Here is an 18,654-nt window from a genome sequence, read left to right as displayed (position 1 = left end):
GGTTTGATGCAGGTCCTTCGTTGCGTCGCGCTGGCGGCGGCGCTCGCATTGCTCCCGGCGGCAGCCTTCTCGCAAGGCAAGGCAGCTCCCAAGGACGCAAAGCTGTATTTCATCACCCCGCACGACGGGCAGAAGGTCCGCGGCGGATTCTGGATCCGGTTCGGCTTGCGCAACATGGGAGTGACCCATGCCGGCGACGAGTATCAGAACGCCGGACATCATCATTTGCTGATTGACGTCAACGACCCCATCGATCCAAAGGAGCCGATCCTCCAGGACAAGTCGCATCTGCATTTCGGGGCGGGACAAACCGAAACGCTGCTCGAACTTCCGCCCGGGACGCACACGCTTCAGCTCGTGCTAGGCGATGCCAAGCATTATCCGTTCGAGCCGCCCATTGTTTCGGAGAAGATCACGATACGGGTCAGGCAGCCCGTGACGGCGAAGTAAATCGCAAGCAGGGTCAGGTGTCATTCCACCATTGCCGCCACTGGCCGCCGCTGCTGCGATGCGTATACTTTTAAGGAGATCAGCTTCGAGCGACAGGACTGGCAATGAACCGCACCCTTGGTGCTTTTCGGCCTGGCAGTCACCCCGATCATGGCGATATTGGCGTGGTTCGCTTTAAGAGCTTTGAACCTTTTTCGCGATGCCAGCGTCTTATAATTGAAGCTTCCCTAAGCTTCACCCCCACCAGAAAGCCCCGCTTCCCCCCGCGGGGTTTTCGCTTTTGCGCGCTGCATCAACGCACCAAGCTTTCCAAGCGGCACCGCGAGCAAGCTTGGTTCGTTCTACGGCTTACTAGCCGCACCAACACCACTCCTGTTCTTGAAACGTCTTACCCAAATAACGGTCTGTCGCATACGTCATTGTCATCGGCGGTGTACGCATCGTGAAAAGAGCGCTCTTGGCCAAGCGTCGCAGAAGCTGATCGACCTGGAGCTTCCACGCTTTCCAGCGGACCTATCGATTTAGATCCGAGACGCTCGCTGAAACCAGGCTTGGGCCGCCACTAATGACAATCGGCCAAGCGCCAATCTCTAGGTGCAAACCAACTCGTATATTCATTTGCCGATGTGAGCGAGTTCACACGCGCTCCGCGCGTCCGGGCGTATTCAACTTTAGGGGACAAAGGATAGATGAAACCACCACATCGACAACACCGTCGGAGGTATCATGCTTCACTATTCATCCCAGACAGCAGAGCTTCTCAGAGAACACTATCACCCGCACTCGACCACAAAACCGGAGCACGTCAGGGTCACTCCGTCACCGGTTTTGGACAAACATGCCTATGCTAGGGCGTTGGCCGAAGGCTTGCGAGCCTCTACGAAGTTTGGACGCGTGGATGTGCTTGGACCGCGAGCGCTCCGGGAGCCCGTCAGCGGCGTCTATTCGTTGGCGCAATGGCAATCGGGATTCAAGCTCCAGAATGACCGCGGTACATGCTGGGCTTTTGCGGGTGCCGCGGCTTTGGAGGCGGCATATCGACGCAAGTATGGTCTGCTCATCGATGTATCCGAAGAATACATCTTTCATATGGGCAAAGCGTTTGCTTTGAACCGAGACAGCGCGGGGGCGGCAGCGCGGCCGGTAGAGAACAACTCCAGTCTGACTGGATTCCAGGGCAGCGGCGATATCGCGGAGAAGATCTCAGAGAACGCCGCGCCTCCAGAGGATGCGGCTCCATACTTACAAAATCAGCAGACGTTGTTGAACATCTTACCCGTGTTGGGATTTGCCGGCATGGAAGCACTGGCGAGCCAAGAGGACTACGACGCCGTTGAATTCTGTGAACAACACATTCCGCTCCTGGCGCGGGTGAACGCTCGCTACAGAGCGGCGGGTTGGGGGTCTCTTGGCAACAACCCGAGCATCATCGCGCTGGAGAATACCATCCTCGCGGACCGCGAAGTAATCTGCGATGTCTTCCACAAGACCCCGAACATCGGAGGTCACGTGCTTTTGCTGATCGGCTTCGATCGCAATCGACAGGTGTTCTTCGCTAAGAACCACTGGGGCGAAGGCAAATTCATCGAGATCGCCTACAACAACGATCCGAACTGGCAGATTAATTCGGGCTGGTACATCACGGACGTCGTCGATCCAACGTTTGTGCAGAGCGAGGCTTGTTGGCTTGGCAACTGGCATGCAAACGTGGGGAACTCCTCGTTTCGGCTTATCCTGCGGAGGTCTGAGGATTTTGCCAATCCGGGGACGCCGACGAAGCTTGGGACGGCGTACTTGAGCGATGGGCCTCACGACGTGAACGGACTATTTCTAAACGGGGGCGCTCATCTGCGTATGTTTATTGCGCCGACAACCGCCCCAGTTTCCATTGGAACACTGAGCGGCTGGCAGATCGACGCCGACCTAAACTTTTCCGACATCTACAACGCGGCTGGGCAGGCCGGACAAGAGTCTGCCGCACTCTCCCGCTTCAACACACGCTTCGCAGCTCTGTTCGACAAGGGTGACGGATCGGCATGGCAAGCACGGCACGGGATCACCCCAGAGGCCTATCAATCGATTTTTGATTTGCTGGTCAGAGAAGGATACCGGCTGACCAATGTATGCGGATACAGCGAGGGGACGGGCTCCCGGCTCAATGCTGTCTGGCAACTGCGCGATGGCCCCGCATGGCAGGCGCGCCACGGCCTGACTAACGACCAGTACCAATCGACATTCGATGATCTCGTGGCAAAAGGCTACCAACTCGTTTGCGTCAGCGGTTACGCCGAGAACGGACAGGCCCGGTACGCCGCGATCTGGGAACAGCGGACATCTTCTGATTGGGAAGCGCGGCACGGGATGTCGCGGAGCCAATACCAGCAGACCTTCGACCAGATGGCCGCCGACGGCTTCGCGCCCGTGCAAGTTTGCGGTTTCCGGGTCAATGTTGATGTACGTTTCGCAGCGATCTGGGAACGGCGCCCTGGCCTGGAATGGGTTGGTCGGCACGGGTTGACGGCGAGTGAATACCAAAAGGCTTTTGATGACCAGAACGCCGCAGGTTTCCGTCTGGTTTCTGTGAGCGGGTATAGTGACACAGGGATCGCTCGCTACGCTGCAATTTGGCACAAGGACCAGCCGGGCGAATGGCAAGCACGGCACGGTCTCGATGGCGTGGCATATCAACAAGCCTTCGACGATCTGTCCCGGCGAGGATTCCGTCCCGTCCAGGTGTGTGGATACGGTGATGGATTTTATCCGGCCTAGACCCGGAGCTGCCGCCGCTCAGCAGCCGACAAGCTCTCGAACTGCGCGGCTAATTGTACCGATCACGCGGGCGAGGCGTAACGCCTCGCCCGCGTGATGATCATGTTACCTTTGCGGCCTGTAACTGCTCCGGTCTTGACGGCTTGGCAGAAGTCTCGGCTCGGGATGGGTGAAGCAAGCTTTTCCGTATCCGTCTTTGACGTCGATAATTCTGTTCTGACTGAGTAAGTGTCCTCAGCGCGCGGGTTGCAGCGAGACTCGCGGTGGTTGCAGAGTTTCAGAAATGGGTGCCGACTTACTGCAGCTTCGCCGCGCAAGGGCCACCAGACTAAAAACAAGCGGCCCGGCTCCGGAACGGTGATGAGCTCCGTGGAGCCGGAATCTCAGCCAAACTTCATCATAATTTCAGGACAGTGACGCCCGGCCATGGTCTACTGGGAGCGGTTTAGTCGCGAACGCGGTGCCATCCAAGTCCTGGCAACATCGTGTTTGAAGACACTTTTCGAAATTCTCCTTCAAGGCCGACCGGGAGAAGCTAGTGGGGTTGCGAGACCTTCGAAATGTCGTCTGCGTCGCGACGTTTCTTGCCGGGGCCACCTGGGCGACTGTATCCACCTGCCATGGAGACGACGCCTGGCCAGTGCGCAATGTGAAGATCATTGTCCCGTTTGCCGCAGGCTCCGCCAACGATGCAAGCGCGCGTCTCTATGCCGACGGTTTGACCAGGCGTTGGGGCAAGCCGGTCATCGTCGAGAACCGGCCCGGCGCCGATGCCGTAGTCGGAGGCGGCGCGTTTGCAAACGCCAGGGACGATCACACCCTTCTCTATGGGACCGCCTCGATGGTCACCGTGAGCCCGCTATTGCAGGACTCGCTTCCCTACGATCCGTCCCGGGACATGGTACCGATCGCCTCGACAGCTAGTTCGATCCTGGTCATCGCGGTTCACGACCGCCTCCCAGTGCGCTCGCTACGGGAGCTGGCGGAACTGGCCCGAGCGAAGCCCGGTGAATTGTCGTGGAGTTCGGGTCCGAGCCTGCCACACTTCGTGTTCGCGACAATGCTGGCGCGGCACGGGCTCAAGCAGATCTACATCCCCTATCGGGATGCCTCGGCCCAGCAGGCGGATTTTGGCGAGGGACGCGTGCAAATTCTTTCCCACGCCCTGCTGTCGGTGAGAGCTCCTGTCCTTGCGGGCAAGGCGCGGATACTGGCCGTCACAAGTCCCGAACGCCAACCAAGCTTGCCCGACGTACCGACCGTCGCTGAATCCGGGTTTCCTGAAATGGAAATCGAGGGTCTTGCAGGCCTGTTCGGCTGGCGCGACATGCCGCCGGCGTTGCGCGACCGGATTTCCGCGGACGTGAAGGCGGTGGCCGCCGATCCCTTGGTCCGCTCTCGAATTGAGGCAAGTGGCGCGCAAGTCCTCGGCGGCACGCCCACTGAATTTTCGGCGGCCATTGAACGGCAGCGAACGCGCATCGAGCAGATCAGCCGCATCGTCGATTTGAAAAATGTCGCAAGATAGTGCGGCGTCACGAAAAGGGAGGTTCAAATGAAGCTTCGGGCCGCCATCGTCGGCGGAGGAATAGGCGGTCTTTCCGCGGCATGCGCCCTGCGTCGAAGGGGCATCGACGTCATGGTTTTCGAGCAATCCGATGTGCTGGCCGAGATCGGTGCCGGCCTGTCGATCTTTCCCAACGCGCTGCGGCAACTCGAGCGAATGGGGCTGGGACCGGCTCTGGCCAAGGTCGGTGCCAAGATCGGCGATGCATCACAATACTGCCGCTCCGACGGTACTAGGGTTGGCTCTGTCGTCACGACTGACTCCAGCGGCTGGAATGGCATGTATGGCATGCACAGAGCCGATTTGCTGAATGTGCTCGCGGCAAGCATTCCCGGAGAAGCCATCCAAGTCGGCTATCGCTGCGTCGGCTTCGAGCAGGGCGCGACCGCAGCGCGATTGAAATTCGCGAATGGGGAAACCGTCGAAGCCGACGTCGTGATCGCTGCCGACGGCATACATTCTGCCTTACAGAAGTATGTGGTCGAGCCGACGCCACCCGAATATTCCGGGGTCCGCTCCTATCGCGGCTTGATTGCCAGCGACAAACTTCCGGGATGGCGAGAGGCAGCTCATCAGGTTTGGATGGGGGACGGGAAGCACTTCATTGTATTTCCGGTGCGCGCCGGCCGGCTGCTGAACTATGTCGGGTTCGTCCCAACCTCCGACGCCAAGGCCGAATCTTGGTCCGCCATCGGAGACCGCGACGAGCTTGCGTCGTCCTTCATCGGATGGGATGCACCTGTCGTGAGACTGCTCGCAGCGGTGGAGAGCCGCTTTTTGTGGGGCTTGTATGACCGCAAGCCCCTGCAATCGTGGACGAACGGGCGGCTCGCGCTGTTGGGTGACGCTGCCCACGCCATGCTTCCGCATCTGGGGCAGGGCGGCAACCAGGCAATCGAAGACGGCATCGCTCTCGCTGTCCTTCTCGAGGGACGAGATCCGGCCGAGGTGCCGGCCATCTTACCGCAGTACGAAACAATGCGTCGCGTCCGGACTGACGTCATTCAGGCGGAGGCACGGAAAAACGGACTGCGTTTTGATTCGAAATATGAAGACCTCGGGCAACGCGATCGCGAAGTCGCAAACTCCGCCGCATTCCGCAGATGGCTGTTCGGTTATGATGTTGAGAACGCCGCCATTGGCCAGCGCGCGCATAGTAAAGATTCGCCAGCTCATCGCTGATTGCTGCGATGCGACCAGTCGCTTGGCGACTTTGAGCGTCGTTTCCGCGCCATGCCGCTGCCCGACCAGCGCCAAACCCAAATCTGTTCCCGCAGTCACACCCGCCGCGGTGATCAGCCACCCATCGCGCACATAAATCAAATCAGCTCGACTTTTGCTCTTCAGAACCTGGCGCCAGCGCCTGCCAAGCGAATGGCAATCACGGGCGCCCGGGATATCGTCAAAGTGCGATTATTTCCTCAATTACATGTTTCAGCGGCGTTCCCTCAGCGGACAAGGTCATTCGTAGTTTGAGCTCGCCAGCTTCCACTGCCCCGCTACGCACGAGGTTCTCAATTTCACGCTGCGACGTAACTCCGACATGCTTCAGAAATTTACGGATAGCCATATTGAAGCGGTCTTCATCGAACTCGGCGGTCATGGCTGTTCTCCTGGTCTGACGGGCCAAGTCTACCACGACGCGCGCCAAGACCAAAGATTAGAGACCCAACTCGCGTCACCGCCGACTTCCCCTCGATTTGATTGCCTGAATGCGAGAAGGTTGCAAACAAGAAGCCGGTCACGACGCGGTACAGCACAACGAAGCGCGAGATCGAACGCTGGCACGACACCAAAAGGGCGTTACGCGATAGGCTTGCACGTGTTAAGTGTAAGGCGAACCACCCGGGTTTTCATAGTTGGTTAGTTTCGGACATTGGAATGTTCACAGGTTAGCCGCCCGTCACGAACTGAACTGACGATACTATCTTCACTACCGGAAAACTTCGTTGCACGGAGGAAGACGATGAAACGTCGAGAATTCTTGGAAGCAGCCGTCGCGAGCATCGCCCTTGTTGCAACGGCATCGCCGTCCATTGCGCAGACTTCTGGAACAACATTTTTAGTCTGTACAGGTGCGTGGTCTGCGGGATGGTCGTGGAAGAAGATGCATCCGCTAATGGCCGCCGGCGGCCATCGTTTGGTCACTCCGACCTACACAGGTCTTGGCGAGCGGGAGCACCTAGCAGCCCATCAAACGATCTCGAAACCCATATTCAGGACATTCTGGCGGTCATCAAATACGAAGACTTGCGCGACATTGTGCTAGTCGGCCACAGCTACGGTGGCATAGTCGCGACGGGGGTCGCGGACCGGGCGCGAGACCGTATCACCCGATTGGTTTATCTGGACGCATTTGTGCCAACGGATGGACAGTCTCTGATGGATGCCGGGCCCCCGATGGCACGGCAGCGCATGAAGGAGCTCGCAAAGGCGGGCGATGGCTGGCGGGTGCCATCGAATCCCATTCCGCCTGACACATCGGATGCCGACGTGAAACGCCGGTTGCCCCAATCCATCAAATGCTTCGAGCAGCCGCTGAAGATGCACGGTGGGGAGCTGTCCTTGCCGCGTAGCTACATCTATCTCACGCGCGTAGCTCCTTCGGACCCTTTCCGACCATTTGCCGAGCGCGCGAAAAGCGATCGTAATTGGCGTTACTACGAACTCGACGCCAGCCATTCGGCGCACATAACCGCTCCCGCAGCTCTCACACAGGTACTTCAAACGATCGCGTCGCAGCCCACGTAAGGTCCGTGTTGCACGGGTCGTCGGCAATCGCAAACCCAGCCTTAGGCAGCTGTAGAGCGGCAACTTAAAAGAACGCGAATGAGTCATAGGCCCTGACCCAACCTGAAGTCGTGCAATTCTGCTACGGTTAAAAATCCGGACATATGGCCAGTGTGGGAGGCAGCTGTGACAAACTGGGAGGTCTCCAACGATCCATCTGGCAAGCCGCCATCCGACAATAGGCAGCCGGAAGAAACAGAACCCGATGAGGAGCGACCGGGGAAGCCGCCATCTGATCGGAGCTTAAGGATCCGCTTGCGGGCACGATTGCAGTTGATCGGCGGCGCGCTCGCCTCAATTGCGGCCGTGGGTGCTATCGCGGGTGGCCTCGTCGGCTACTGGACTGTTTGGAAGACGTTACGCACAGACGTCTTTCCGGAAAGCCAGAAAACGCAGAAAGAGGCTACGGCCCGGCCCGACATTGCTCCCCGTTTGTCGCTCGTTGTCCTGCCATTCGCAAACCTCAACAACGATGCAGAGCAGGACTATTTCGCCGACGGCATTACGACCGATCTGACGACTGACCTCGCGCAAATGCCCGATACATTCGTGATCGGACGCGGGACGGCTTTCACCTATAGGAATAAGCAGGTCGATCTCAAGACGCTCGGCAAGGACCTTGGTATCCGATGGGCGGTGCAGGGCGCCGTGCAACGGGCTGGAGATCGGGTCCGGATGAACGTGTCGCTTGCAGACCTTTCGACCGGTCGTGACGTCTGGTCGGATCGTTTTGACGGCGATCGGATGAATCTTGCCGCCCTGCAGGACCAGGTGACGGCGCGGCTTGCCCGCTCTCTCAACGTTGAACTCATCCAGGCCGAAAGTCGTCGCAGTTTGATGGACCAACCCGCGAATCCAGATGCCGTGGATTTCACGATGCGCGGGTGGGCAAAAGTCTATGGACCTCAGGGCAACGTAACGATCACCGAGGCAAAGGACTTGTTTGAGGCCGCGCTGCATCTCGATCCGGACCACGTTGATGCGATGCTCGGTAAAGCGTGGTGCATAGCGAGCGGCATACTCAGCGGCTGGTCAACGTCCGTGATTGAAGACAAAAAGATCGCCACCAGCTTAATTGATAAAGTTCTTTCAAAGCGGCCGACGAGCGCGAATGCGCACATAACCAAAGGAAACATTTTACTCTATGGAGATCCCGAGGGAGCGTTATCTGAATTCGACGCCGCTTTGGAAGCCGACCCAAATTCGCCGCTTGCATACGCAACAAAAGGAATTGCACTGGTCACAGCGGGGCGCGCACACGAATCATTCGACCCCGTTCAGATTGCTTTACGCCTAAGCCCCAAAGATCCGGCGCGTAGCACCTGGCATTTCTTCCTGTGCCATGCTCATGTCCATGTTCAGCAATACAAACAAGCCATTGAGGAATGCAGCCGCTCGATCAATTTGAACAAATTATACTGGATGCCGTATGTGGATCTGATCTCAGCTTATGGAGCCACAGGCCAACTTGAAATGACCGCCCAAGTGAAGACCGAATTGGATGCAATCCTGCCGGACTTCACGATCCAATGGTTCCGTGAAATAGGCTATGCACGTTCGAGCAATGCACAGTTTCGTCGTGAGTACGACAGCATCCTTGATGGACTTAGAAAGGCTGGCGTACGCGAACAATGAGGTCGCCAGGATCTTCGTAACTTGCTACGAGCATATCTTCCGCGGCCAGCCTCTTCTGGCCCTAAGCTGAAAACCGCTTGAGCCTAGGTACGTCCGCTGTCGCTGACGGCCCAGACGCCTCAACAAGCACCTGTCCCCGAAACCGACACAGTGCCGCGCTCGACAGTATTCGCTAATTTCCGTTACCCACTCGCGCCAGGGCTATGTGCAAGCTGGCGGGGGGCTGTCCGAGTGTGCTGTTTGCTCGCCGGTAGCGTTCCCACATTGCCTTTCCGTCTAGATTTTCAACCAGCTCAAGTCCAACGCGGGAGAGATCGTCGACGATTTCATCGGGATGAAACCCGGACATCCAAGGTTCGCCGATCTGCGCTACCACGTCGGCATTCTCGTTGTGTGGTGATCGCGATGTATTCGGGGCGAACTCGGCTTCGTCGACATACGTGAATACAAGTTCGCTTCCCGGAGCACCGCAAGTTGCAACTGCACGCAAGGTTGCCAGATTGGCTTGGCGCGTCAGGTACACCGAAACGCCGAGCCACGAGAAGAATGCTTTCTTGTCTTTCCGGAAGCTCGAGCAAGCCAAAGCAGACACCAAATCCTCGTTTGCCAGGTCTGCGGCGATGAAATGCACCGACGGCGGAAGCGATATGCCGCATTCTTTGATACGCTGGACCTTCATCGTTTGCGTCGCCGGATGGTCTATTTCGAAGATCGTCAGGGCCTCGGAAAAAACGGGGCGGCGAAGCGCGAAGTTATCCAAGCCGGCGCCGACAATGACATACTGACTTATGCCCTTGATTGTCGCCTCGCGCAGCGCGTCCTCCGCATAGCGAGAGCGGATTACCACTCCTGGCAGTGCGGTATTGGTCAGCAGGAAGTCGTCCAATACTGTATTGGGTCTCTGCAGGGCACGGGCACGCGCGTCTTTATCCATGCGGACCAATACCCGCTCAGTCATCCTTTCACGTTCTGCTTCGAGAACGAGTCGATCACCCCAGGGATCGTCAAAGATGGGAGACGGGTCGAACCGCGAATGCAGCGCTCTCATCAGCGACGTCGCCGGTGCGGTGCGGCTGGGCAATGACTCCATCATCCCGATCCTTGTTGGGACGGCTTGTCTCGCTGAATACTAGGGCGATCTGTCGCGTACGGACGATAGCTTAGAATTCGCGATGATTAAAGCTGCCCATCGACTGAACAGAGCGGCAATAACTTGCGCACCAGCCGCACTGAAGGCTTCAGAAGGAAATGCGATTTAGAGCACTGCACAAGTCCGGAAATGGGCAGACCACGAGGTCGGTCACGAGTACGTCTGGTCATCGAGATTGACCGGAAGTTTTGGCCAAAGGGTCATGGCGACGCTTTTTTTGGCCCAGAGCGGACGTCACTTGGCGCATCCACGAAGCAGGTCTCCGCTCTGAGCGAGCGGGGTCACTTGTTTGGTACTCCAGCTAAGCGCATTCCCTCGCTGAAACGCTGCCGAATGGCAAGCCATGTCCGGCTGTCCGACAGAAAAACGGAACTGACATCGTACCGATGAATGGTAAAGTTGGGATCAAGGGCCAATCCAGCCGCTGCGCTCGATCGTGCCTCCTTAAGGTCTCCCTGCATCGCCAACGTACCAGCCAAATGGAATTGGGCGAGTGCAAAGTTGGGATTGGCCTTGATACTTTGGCGAAGCCATTCAAGTGCCTCAGTGTCGGCGTGAATCGTCAGCTTGGCCATTCCCGCAATCATGAACCAAAGGAAGGCACGCGTATCGCGGGGGGACAGTCGCAACGCTTCCTTGATATGCCCCTCGACTTCCGCGCCATGTCCAAGCGCATGCATTCCAAGCCCAATGAATCCGTGGGCGTCAGCCAAATTCCGATCCAGCGCCAGCGCTTGCCGACATTCAGCGATCCCCGCGGTCGCACGATTAGTACGGATCTGAACGGCGCCAAGAAGCATATGGGCCCTGGGATGGTTTGGCGCCCGCAGCAGCACGTCATTCAGGATTTGCTCCGCAGTTGCAAAATATGAGGCGTTCCTCTGCCATCGAGGATGATCCAATCGCCAGATCGACGTGAGCGGCGGCAACCGCTGCCTCGATATTCTCTGGATCAAGCGCCAAGGCGCGCATAAAGAAATCGCGCGCCCGCGCCATGACTGCAGGTGTGATCCCTTTGCTCTGGAACGCTCTTCCTTGAAAGTAGAGATCCATGGAGTCCGGCCGAAGCGACCGCGCTGCGCGGCGCGCCTCGGCCTCGATAAGCTCGGCGTTCAGTGTATTGGCGAGTCGGGATACAATTTCGTCCTGCACGTCAAGCACGTCGGCGGCGAGCTTGTCGAAGCGGTCGGACCACACCTGCGCGCCTGTTTCAGTATCGGTCAATTGAACGTTCACGCGAAGCCGATTGCCGCCGCGTTGGATCGATCCTTCCAAGGCGTAACGGACATTAAGCTCACGGCCGATTTCTCTCACATCTACCGCTCTGCCCTTGAAGGTGAAAGCGGTGCTGCGGCCGATAACGAATGCTCCGGCTATTCGCGACAGGTCGGTAGTCAAACTGTCGGTGACGCCATCAACGAAATAGTCCTGATCGAGGTCGCCCCCGATATTTGAAAATGGCAGAACGACGATAGAAAGGTGTGGAATTGCCGAGACTGCACCGATGTCGTCCAGCCTCGACGACGCCGCAACGCCGGACGGAACTTCGTTGCAGGCCGGCTCACCATTCGCCACCAGCATATAGCCGCGGCGAGGCAAGGTCCTGACGGCGGATCGCCCTGCGTCTCCCAAGGCTTGCCGGATATCTCCGATTGCCTGGACCAGCGAATCCTCAGTAACCTCGGTGTCCGACCAGACCTCGTCCAATATCTCGTTTTTGGGCACGAGAGAACCAACACGCTGTGCAAGCAGCCGCAGTACCGCCCAGGCCTGAGGGCGCAGCGGCACCATTTCTCCGCGGTCATCGAGCAGCAATCCGCGAGCCAGGTCCATGATCCTGTCGCCGATGACGATCGAAGGCTGCAGTTGCTTGTGCAAAATGCCTCGCAACACGGTTTTGGAAAATATCGGCTGACGATCGGCCTAATTTCGGGACGCGAAGGCGATTGTACAACAACATCCTGCTGCGCGGGATAGCAATCCGCCCCGACCATGATCGCAACACGTAAAGGCAGGCAGCATGATCCGCCCAGCCATTTTTGTCGGTTTAAGTATCTCAATCTTCAGCCTTTCTCCGGCTGCAGGAGTGGACAAGCGATACGGCCCCGGCGTCACCGAGACCGAGATCAAGATCGGCCAGACCTTGCCGTATAGTGGACCGCTTTCCAATTTGAGCAGTTTCGGCCGTGTGGAAGCGGCGTACCTGAAGAAGATCAATGCATCCGGCGGAATCAACGGCCGAAAAGTGACGCTGATATCGCTCGATGACGCCTACACACCGCCGAAGACTGTGGAGCAAGTACGCAGGCTGGTGGAAAGCGACGGCGTCTTAGCGATCGTCGGATCCATGGGTACGCCGACCAACCTTGCCGTCGCCAAATACCTCAACAACGGAAAGGTGCCGCAAATCCTCCTTCTCGCGAGCAGCTCAAAGCTGGACGATCCGGAAAACCTGCCATGGACGACCACGTTCATGATGCCGCAGGCCGTCGAAGCCAAAATCTACGCCGAATACATCCTGCGCGCTCGTCCCCATGCAAAAGTCGCCGTCATTTATGAAAACGACGACCTCGGAAAGGGACAGCTTGCTAGCTTCAAGGCTGCGCTCGGACCAAAGGCGTCGTCCATGATTGTCGCAGTGGCCGCCTACGACGTCACCGAGCCGACTATCGATTCACAGATCTCGACCCTCAAGGCTTCGGGAGCGGACACGTTGTTTCATGCGTCGAATGCAAGGTTTGCCGCCCAGGCGCTCCGCAAGTCCCATGAACTCGGCTGGAAGGTGCAGCACGTCCTGCTGTCAGGCGTCAGCAGCATATCCACGGTCCTGCGTCCCGCGGGGTTTGATGCTTCGACCGGTGCCGTCACGGCGCTCTGGCTGAAATCGCCGGAAGATTCGATATGGGACGGCGATGACGGCATGAATGAATATCGAGCGTTCATGAAGGAGTGGGCGCCGAATGAAGCCATCGAGAGTTCGGTCTTCGAGTACTCAACCGCCCAGATGATCGTCGAGATATTAAAGAACTGCGGCGACGACCTCTCGCGCGAAAATCTCATCAATCAGGCAACCAACGTTCGCGGCCTGCAACTGTCGATGTTCCTACCCGGCGTAACCATCAACATTTCCCCCTCGGCCCGGGTCGGATGGAAGAAAGCCAGGATGGCACGCTTCGACGGTTCGCGATGGCTGTTGCTCGACGAGATCGATGGGAACTGACAGCTCAGCGTCGCGGCTCGGTGGCAAGAGAAGAAGTCCACGTCGCGCATCGTCCGCATTCGGACAGCCAAGGGAGAACAGATGAGTAAGATCGTCATTTGCGGCGGCGGCCCCATTGGATTGTGCGCGGCAATGATGCTCGGACGCGACGGTCACCGCGTCACAGTCCTGGAGGCCGACCCGGCAGATCATCCAGAGACTCCTATCGGTGGTTGGAATTCTTGGAACCGCCCCGGCGTTGCCCAATTCAGGCAGCCCCATAGTCTCCATTCGCGTTTCCGGATGATCAGTGACGTTGAAATGCCCGGGCTCACGGATGGCTTGCTTCGCGCTGGTTGCGTCTGGGTGGACAATCTCGATTGTGAGTCTCTCCCCCCGACCATAACGGACAGGGCACCGCGTCCCGGCGATGAAGCCATGCGCTGCGTTGCAGGACGCAGGCCGGTCATTGAATGGGTGGTCGCTGCGCTGGCACAAAACGCACCAAACGTGACCATCCGCCGGGCTGCTAAGGTTCAAAGCTTGATTACCGGCGCATCGGCCATCTCCGGTGTGCCGCACGTCGCCGGGGTGAGCACAACGTCCGGGGAGCGCATTGTCGCCGATCTGGTCGTCGACGCCATGGGACGGCGGAGCCCGGCCCGGCGAATGGATCATCGACGCGGGTGGCCAGAGCCCAACCGAGGAGGCGCAGGACTGCAACTTCGTCTACTTTACGCGATATTTCTCAAGCTCCCAGCGACCTCGCAGGACGGAACGTACCCTTACGCCGATGGGGCAGTTCTCCATTTTGACGCTGCATGGTGACAACGATACGTGGTCAATCACCTTGTTCACCTCAGCGAAGAACAAGGGGATGCGAGCCCTGCGCGATGCGACCACTTTTCATCGTGTCGTGTCGGCGTGCCCGCAGCAGGCTCACTGACTTGATGGAGAGCCGATCTCACCTGTTCACGTGTTGGCAGGCGTCCTTGATCGATACCGCCGATTTGCCATCGACAGTCGCCCCGTCATCACGGGGTTTGCGACCGTTGGCGACGCATGGGCGTGTACCAATCCATCCGCAGGACGGGGTCTGAGCGTCGGTCTTCTGCACGCACAGGTGCTGCGCGATTTGGTGCGCCGAAACCTCTTCGAACCCGCGGCGCTCGCCGGAGATTATGACGCTAAGACTGAGCTTGAAGTCGCCCCGTTCTATCGGAGTCAGATCGTTGCCGACCGCGCGCGGATCGCAGAGATGAACGCACTGGAGGACGGCACAGTGGTACCGCCATCAAATCCAATCATGGCAAAACTCCTTGTTGCCGCGACGTACGACGCAGAGGTGTTCCGCGGCGTGCTTGAGATCGCAATGTGCGTCGCCCTGCCCCAAGATGTCATCGCCCGGCCTTATATAGCCGCGAAAATAGCCGAATGGGACGGTTGCTCTCTGCCGCCTGACTGCTCCGTCATCGATCGGGATCGCATGAGGAGCCTGTTGAGCGGCTGATCGTTTAGATTCTGGGCGGCCCACATGCAAGCGATCGGTAGAGCATCGGATCGCCCGCTGCGGTTGGACTAGGCGTACTGAAGAAGCGCAGCGCGGCCCGACGCACCTCCAGTACGCAGGGCTTCTACCCGTGGTTCTAGCCTCATCAACGAGGATTTGGGGCTGTAGACGGCTGCGGTATCGCATTACGTCTTGAAGGCGGTCCTGGCTGCCCGGTAGGGGTCGGCGAAGCGCAGCGCCTTGCACCGAAGAACTGCTGCGCAGGCCAGGCCCAGGCACGGTGCCTCAGCAGCGAGAAGCGTGGTCGGCCTCTGAAAGTGCGCGCCGACAGGCCATGAGTGTTCACCAACCTGGCAATGCGCCTGCTGCCAGAGGGCGGCTTGGCGTTAGCGTCTATTATCCAGACAGAGTTGAGTGAACATCGATCGAGGAAGGCCTGATCCGCGTTCTGGAGGATCGTTGCGCTCTTTCTCGGGCTATCGTCCCTACAACCCAAGTCGAGAGGAACCTACGCCGGCGTTTCGGTGGCCTCGTCGAAGCACGTCATATCGGATGAGATGACCCGCACGTACATGAGCGCGCCTGACGGGCCGTCTTTGCGGCATGGTCCGAATCCAGAGCGGGACTTTCGAGCCTCGGTTAGCAAGTTTATTTCAGGTCACCAACTGAGAGAATCCGACATTCTGGTCGACTTTTGTGGCCGCACCGAACATTGGCCGTCGAAGCCCGGTTCTCCTCATTTCTGGCCGATCACCATCGATTGCCCGGCTACAAGCGGTTCGATGCGCGTTTCACTGAATCCCGCCTCGCGCATCCAATCGGCGCACTCCGACCCACCGTAACCGAACCCAGCGTTGATCCACAGCAACATGTTCAGGCTTGATAACAATCCACCCGCGGCGGTGCGTCGCTCATCGTCAATCAGCATGTCGTAAACAACCACCGCACCGCCTTTTGGGATCACCTGATAGGCCTTTTGTAAGAGCATTTTTTTTGTAGCCAGGTCCCAATTGTGCAGGACACGGCCGAACACCAGCACATCCGCGGCTGGAAGATCGTCACGGAAGAAGCTCCCCGGGTAGAAACGCAGGCGTTCAGAAAGCTCGTTATCGCAGACATAATCTGCGAAAGCCTTCGAAAGCTCGGGTAAATCGAAGCCGCCACCTGTGATGTGGGGATGAAAATGAGCGACCTGCACTGGAAGACACCCTTGTGCTGTACCGATATCCATCAGCGTCCGGTGGTTCGACCAGGGAAACTTTTCCGCGATGACTTTCGCCGCCGTCAGACTGCCTGCTGTCATCGCGTCTACAAACGTCCGAAAGCGTGCCGGCTCACCATAAATCGTCGCGAAATGCTCCGCGGACGTGCTGCCAATCTGAGGCTCACCGGTTCGCAATGCATCACCTAGCTTCGACCACATCTGGTATTCACGGGCATTGAACTGGTTGAACATACCGCCAAGATATGAGGGCTTATTCCGATCGAGATAGAGGCTGGCTTCCATGGTATTGGCGTATCGTCCAGCGGTATCCCGCTCCAGCAACCCGAGTGCGACCAGCGCGTCGAAGAAATCGCATGCTGAGCGGCTATGGACACCGACCATCCGCGCGAGATCTGCAGCCGCTCGCGGCTGCCCACCAAGCGCTGTGAACACGTCCAGTTCAACCGCGCAAAGCAAAACTTTGGCACATCGATAGCCGGTACCCAGTGAAAACAACCGATCGGGGGTGATGTCGCTATGCAGCATGACGTTCTGCCTCCGGCCAGATCAGGGCTTTGCCTTGACATCGCCGGCACGCGCGATGGCCGCGACCTTGGCGCGTTCATTTTCAATGATCTCCCCGAATTCCGCGGCCGTGTTGGTGCGAGCGATCAGCCCGCCGCTGGCTAGGCGAGCACCAATCGCCGGATCAGCACCAACCGCGCGAATGTCAGCGCCGATCCGCTCGGCCAGATCCTTCGGCATCCCCTGTGGGCTAAAGAATCCGAGGAAACCCTCCAACGATAGATCGGGGAAGCCAGCTTCAGCCGTGGTCTGAGCTTCGGCAAGCAATGGGCTTCTCTCTCGGTTGGTGACCGCGATGACTTTGATGTTTCCGCTGCCGACCATACCAAGTTGGCTTGCCAGGGCGGAAACGTAGAAGTGAATTCTGCCCTCAGCCAAGTCCTGCAGCGCTGGTGCGATCTCCCGATAAGAGACGTGGGTTAGATCGAGATTGGTGCGTTTGAAAAAACTTGGCACGACGTAGTCGAGGGCACCGGGAGTAGCGCCCCAGTTGAGCTTACCCGGTTGCGCCCGAGCGAGCGCTATGAAGCCCGCAAGTGTATCGATCTTCAATGATGCCGGAATCGACACTGCGATCGAGACATCGGCGCCCGAGGATATCGGAATGAGATCGCGCACGGGATCATAGGGCAAATGAGCATGATTGAACGCGTTGGTCGTGACTGGACCACCATTGGTATAGAGAAGGGTGTGATTGTCACGCATCCCGATGACGGACGTGACCGCCAGGATTCCGTCCGCTCCCGGCTTGTTCTCGACAATGACCGGTTTGCCCCAACGCAGCGCCAGTCGCTCAGCGTAAAGACGCGCCGAAAGGTCGCCGCCTGTACCCGCGGGGAACGAAGTGATGATCTTCACGCCGCGCTCGGGCCAGACCTCTGCCACCGATGGTGCCGGCGCAATGTCGACGCTTCCAAAACAGACCAAAACGCTCAATGTCCTTGCCAGTGTCGAGTGCATAATCAACCCCTCCTCGGCACGTTTTGATGCGCACCCTTCTTTGAGGAAGTTGCGCGGTAACTGCTGGACTGTACCCCGCGTAGCCCTTAAGCTCCTTGGTTCAGAAACTTAATTGTCCTGAATCCGCTGGCAGAATGGCGGCCTCGATGGATCAAGATCAGGTCAGCTTCGGACCCTTCCATTTCGATCTGAGCGACAGCAAACTGAGCTTTCAGGGCGCGCCGATTGCCCTAAGTAGCCGCGCGTTGAATATTCTGCGTGTCCTCGCGTTGGCGAAGGGCAACGTTGTGTCCAAGGATCGACTCCTTGACGCGGTATGGCCTGGCCTGGCCGTGGAGGAGAACAATATCCAGGTCCACATTTCCGCATTGAGAAAAGAACTGGACAGGCGAACCGATGGCGAGAGTTTTATCATTACTATGCCGGGCCGGGGTTATCGCCTCGTCGGACTAGAGCGCCCACCAGAAACCGACCAATCCGAAATGGGCGGCCCTGCAGGGCTCGTCATACCGGGCGCGTCTATCGCGGTCTTACCGTTTCAGAACATGAGTGGCGATCCCGAACAAGAATATTTTGCGGATGGCATCGTTGAAGACATCATCACGGGCCTGTCACGCATCAAGTGGCTGTTCGTGATCGCCCGCAATTCCAGTTTTGTTCATAAGGGAAAAGCTGTTGACCTAAAGCAGATCGGGCACGATCTGGGCGTCCGTTACCTTGTTGAAGGAAGCGTGCGAAAGGCCGGGGATCGGGTACGGATTACGGTTCAACTGATAGATGCGAAGACGGGCAATGCGCGCGGCGACCGGCTGACACGTGACTGAGGCAGGAGGTC

16 protein-coding genes and 2 pseudogenes are annotated in these 18,654 nt (G+C 58.2%); 10 read left to right on the top strand and 8 right to left on the bottom strand.

Going from position 1 to position 18,654, the window contains the following annotated elements:
- Positions 1 to 6 precede the first annotated feature (6 nt).
- The 4 genes from IVB41_RS10065 to IVB41_RS10050 all read left to right on the top strand — a co-directional run bounded on the left by IVB41_RS10065 (position 7) and on the right by IVB41_RS10050 (position 5,968).
- Positions 7 to 450 carry a DUF4399 domain-containing protein gene (locus IVB41_RS10065; RefSeq protein WP_027567923.1) on the top strand — a complete coding sequence of 148 codons (444 nt, stop codon included), beginning with the start codon at positions 7 to 9 and terminating at the stop codon, positions 448 to 450.
- 726 nt (positions 451 to 1,176) lie between these two features.
- On the top strand, positions 1,177 to 3,219 hold the full coding sequence (locus IVB41_RS10060) for a hypothetical protein (protein WP_247430466.1): 2,043 nt from the start codon (positions 1,177 to 1,179) through the stop codon (positions 3,217 to 3,219).
- 538 nt (positions 3,220 to 3,757) lie between these two features.
- Entirely contained in the window at positions 3,758 to 4,747 is a 990-nt protein-coding gene (locus IVB41_RS10055; protein WP_247430463.1) for a tripartite tricarboxylate transporter substrate binding protein, read from the top strand.
- Positions 4,748 to 4,774: 27 nt separating this feature from the next.
- Entirely contained in the window at positions 4,775 to 5,968 is a 1,194-nt protein-coding gene (locus tag IVB41_RS10050) for an FAD-dependent monooxygenase (protein ID WP_247430458.1), read from the top strand.
- On the opposite strand, the pseudogene IVB41_RS10045 reads toward IVB41_RS10050, so the two are convergent.
- Positions 5,969 to 6,124, bottom strand: a pseudogene (locus IVB41_RS10045) (AraC family transcriptional regulator); the annotation flags it as partial. It lies immediately after the preceding gene.
- Positions 6,125 to 6,188: 64 nt separating this feature from the next.
- The gene (locus IVB41_RS10040; RefSeq protein WP_247430455.1) at positions 6,189 to 6,389 is read right to left on the bottom strand and encodes a DUF6494 family protein; all 201 of its coding nucleotides are present in this window, start codon (positions 6,387 to 6,389) and stop codon (positions 6,189 to 6,191) included.
- A 488-nt stretch (positions 6,390 to 6,877) separates the two neighbouring features.
- Here IVB41_RS10040 and IVB41_RS10035 point away from each other — a divergent pair, with 488 nt between their 5' ends.
- The gene (locus IVB41_RS10035) at positions 6,878 to 7,537 is read left to right on the top strand and encodes an alpha/beta fold hydrolase (RefSeq protein ID WP_346770809.1); all 660 of its coding nucleotides are present in this window, start codon (positions 6,878 to 6,880) and stop codon (positions 7,535 to 7,537) included.
- 165 nt (positions 7,538 to 7,702) lie between these two features.
- Entirely contained in the window at positions 7,703 to 9,211 is a 1,509-nt protein-coding gene (locus tag IVB41_RS10030; protein ID WP_247430452.1) for a tetratricopeptide repeat protein, read from the top strand.
- Positions 9,212 to 9,383: 172 nt separating this feature from the next.
- Here IVB41_RS10030 and IVB41_RS10025 read toward each other — a convergent pair whose 3' ends face one another.
- The 4 genes and pseudogenes from IVB41_RS10025 to IVB41_RS10010 form a co-directional block, all read right to left on the bottom strand.
- Complete coding sequence (locus IVB41_RS10025; protein WP_247430449.1) at positions 9,384 to 10,304, bottom strand: SAM-dependent methyltransferase; 921 nt, start codon at positions 10,302 to 10,304, stop codon at positions 9,384 to 9,386.
- Positions 10,305 to 10,642: 338 nt separating this feature from the next.
- Positions 10,643 to 11,074 (bottom strand): hypothetical protein, encoded by a 432-nt coding sequence (locus tag IVB41_RS10020; RefSeq protein WP_247430661.1) that lies wholly within the window; start codon positions 11,072 to 11,074, stop codon positions 10,643 to 10,645.
- A 63-nt stretch (positions 11,075 to 11,137) separates the two neighbouring features.
- Positions 11,138 to 11,197 (bottom strand): annotated as a pseudogene (locus IVB41_RS10015) (hypothetical protein); the annotation flags it as partial.
- 1 nt (position 11,198) lies between these two features.
- A complete protein-coding gene (locus IVB41_RS10010; RefSeq protein WP_247430446.1) occupies positions 11,199 to 12,239 on the bottom strand; it encodes a winged helix-turn-helix domain-containing protein in 1,041 nt (346 codons plus the stop codon).
- Between the two features lie 142 nt (positions 12,240 to 12,381).
- Here IVB41_RS10010 and IVB41_RS10005 point away from each other — a divergent pair, with 142 nt between their 5' ends.
- The 3 genes from IVB41_RS10005 to IVB41_RS09995 all read left to right on the top strand — a co-directional run bounded on the left by IVB41_RS10005 (position 12,382) and on the right by IVB41_RS09995 (position 15,070).
- A complete protein-coding gene (locus tag IVB41_RS10005) occupies positions 12,382 to 13,581 on the top strand; it encodes an ABC transporter substrate-binding protein (RefSeq protein ID WP_247430443.1) in 1,200 nt (399 codons plus the stop codon).
- A gap of 595 nt (positions 13,582 to 14,176) precedes the next feature.
- Positions 14,177 to 14,506 carry a hypothetical protein gene (locus tag IVB41_RS10000; RefSeq protein ID WP_027567920.1) on the top strand — a complete coding sequence of 110 codons (330 nt, stop codon included), beginning with the start codon at positions 14,177 to 14,179 and terminating at the stop codon, positions 14,504 to 14,506.
- Between the two features lie 177 nt (positions 14,507 to 14,683).
- On the top strand, positions 14,684 to 15,070 hold the full coding sequence (locus tag IVB41_RS09995; RefSeq protein WP_247430440.1) for a hypothetical protein: 387 nt from the start codon (positions 14,684 to 14,686) through the stop codon (positions 15,068 to 15,070).
- 736 nt (positions 15,071 to 15,806) lie between these two features.
- On the opposite strand, the gene IVB41_RS09990 is transcribed toward IVB41_RS09995, so the two are convergent.
- Together IVB41_RS09990 and IVB41_RS09985 are read right to left on the bottom strand one after the other, a co-directional pair.
- Positions 15,807 to 16,820, bottom strand: a complete 1,014-nt coding sequence (locus IVB41_RS09990) for an acetylserotonin O-methyltransferase (RefSeq protein WP_247430436.1) — start codon at positions 16,818 to 16,820, stop codon at positions 15,807 to 15,809.
- 21 nt (positions 16,821 to 16,841) lie between these two features.
- Positions 16,842 to 17,819, bottom strand: a complete 978-nt coding sequence (locus IVB41_RS09985) for a tripartite tricarboxylate transporter substrate binding protein (RefSeq protein WP_247430433.1) — start codon at positions 17,817 to 17,819, stop codon at positions 16,842 to 16,844.
- A gap of 146 nt (positions 17,820 to 17,965) precedes the next feature.
- Here IVB41_RS09985 and IVB41_RS09980 point away from each other — a divergent pair, with 146 nt between their 5' ends.
- The gene (locus IVB41_RS09980) at positions 17,966 to 18,643 is read left to right on the top strand and encodes a winged helix-turn-helix domain-containing protein (RefSeq protein WP_197031147.1); all 678 of its coding nucleotides are present in this window, start codon (positions 17,966 to 17,968) and stop codon (positions 18,641 to 18,643) included.
- The last annotated feature ends 11 nt before the right edge of the window (positions 18,644 to 18,654 follow it).

The sequence above is a fragment of the Bradyrhizobium sp. 44 genome (assembly GCF_023073095.1).
GTDB lineage: Bacteria > Pseudomonadota > Alphaproteobacteria > Rhizobiales > Xanthobacteraceae > Bradyrhizobium.
The sequence above is the reverse complement of the archived record's forward strand: the minus strand, read 5'-3'. Positions and strand labels throughout refer to the sequence as shown.

Coding starts and splice junctions, on each gene's coding strand:
- IVB41_RS10040 (WP_247430455.1), bottom strand. CDS start 6,389: ATGACCGCCGAGTTCGATGAAGACCGCTTCAATATGGCTATCCGTAAA.
- IVB41_RS10005 (WP_247430443.1), top strand. CDS start 12,382: ATGATCCGCCCAGCCATTTTTGTCGGTTTAAGTATCTCAATCTTCAGC.
- IVB41_RS10035 (WP_346770809.1), top strand. CDS start 6,878: ATGGTCGTGGAAGAAGATGCATCCGCTAATGGCCGCCGGCGGCCATCG.
- IVB41_RS10060 (WP_247430466.1), top strand. CDS start 1,177: ATGCTTCACTATTCATCCCAGACAGCAGAGCTTCTCAGAGAACACTAT.
- IVB41_RS09980 (WP_197031147.1), top strand. CDS start 17,966: ATGGATCAAGATCAGGTCAGCTTCGGACCCTTCCATTTCGATCTGAGC.
- IVB41_RS10065 (WP_027567923.1), top strand. CDS start 7: ATGCAGGTCCTTCGTTGCGTCGCGCTGGCGGCGGCGCTCGCATTGCTC.
- IVB41_RS10025 (WP_247430449.1), bottom strand. CDS start 10,304: ATGATGGAGTCATTGCCCAGCCGCACCGCACCGGCGACGTCGCTGATG.
- IVB41_RS09990 (WP_247430436.1), bottom strand. CDS start 16,820: ATGCTGCATAGCGACATCACCCCCGATCGGTTGTTTTCACTGGGTACC.
- IVB41_RS09985 (WP_247430433.1), bottom strand. CDS start 17,819: ATGCACTCGACACTGGCAAGGACATTGAGCGTTTTGGTCTGTTTTGGA.
- IVB41_RS10050 (WP_247430458.1), top strand. CDS start 4,775: ATGAAGCTTCGGGCCGCCATCGTCGGCGGAGGAATAGGCGGTCTTTCC.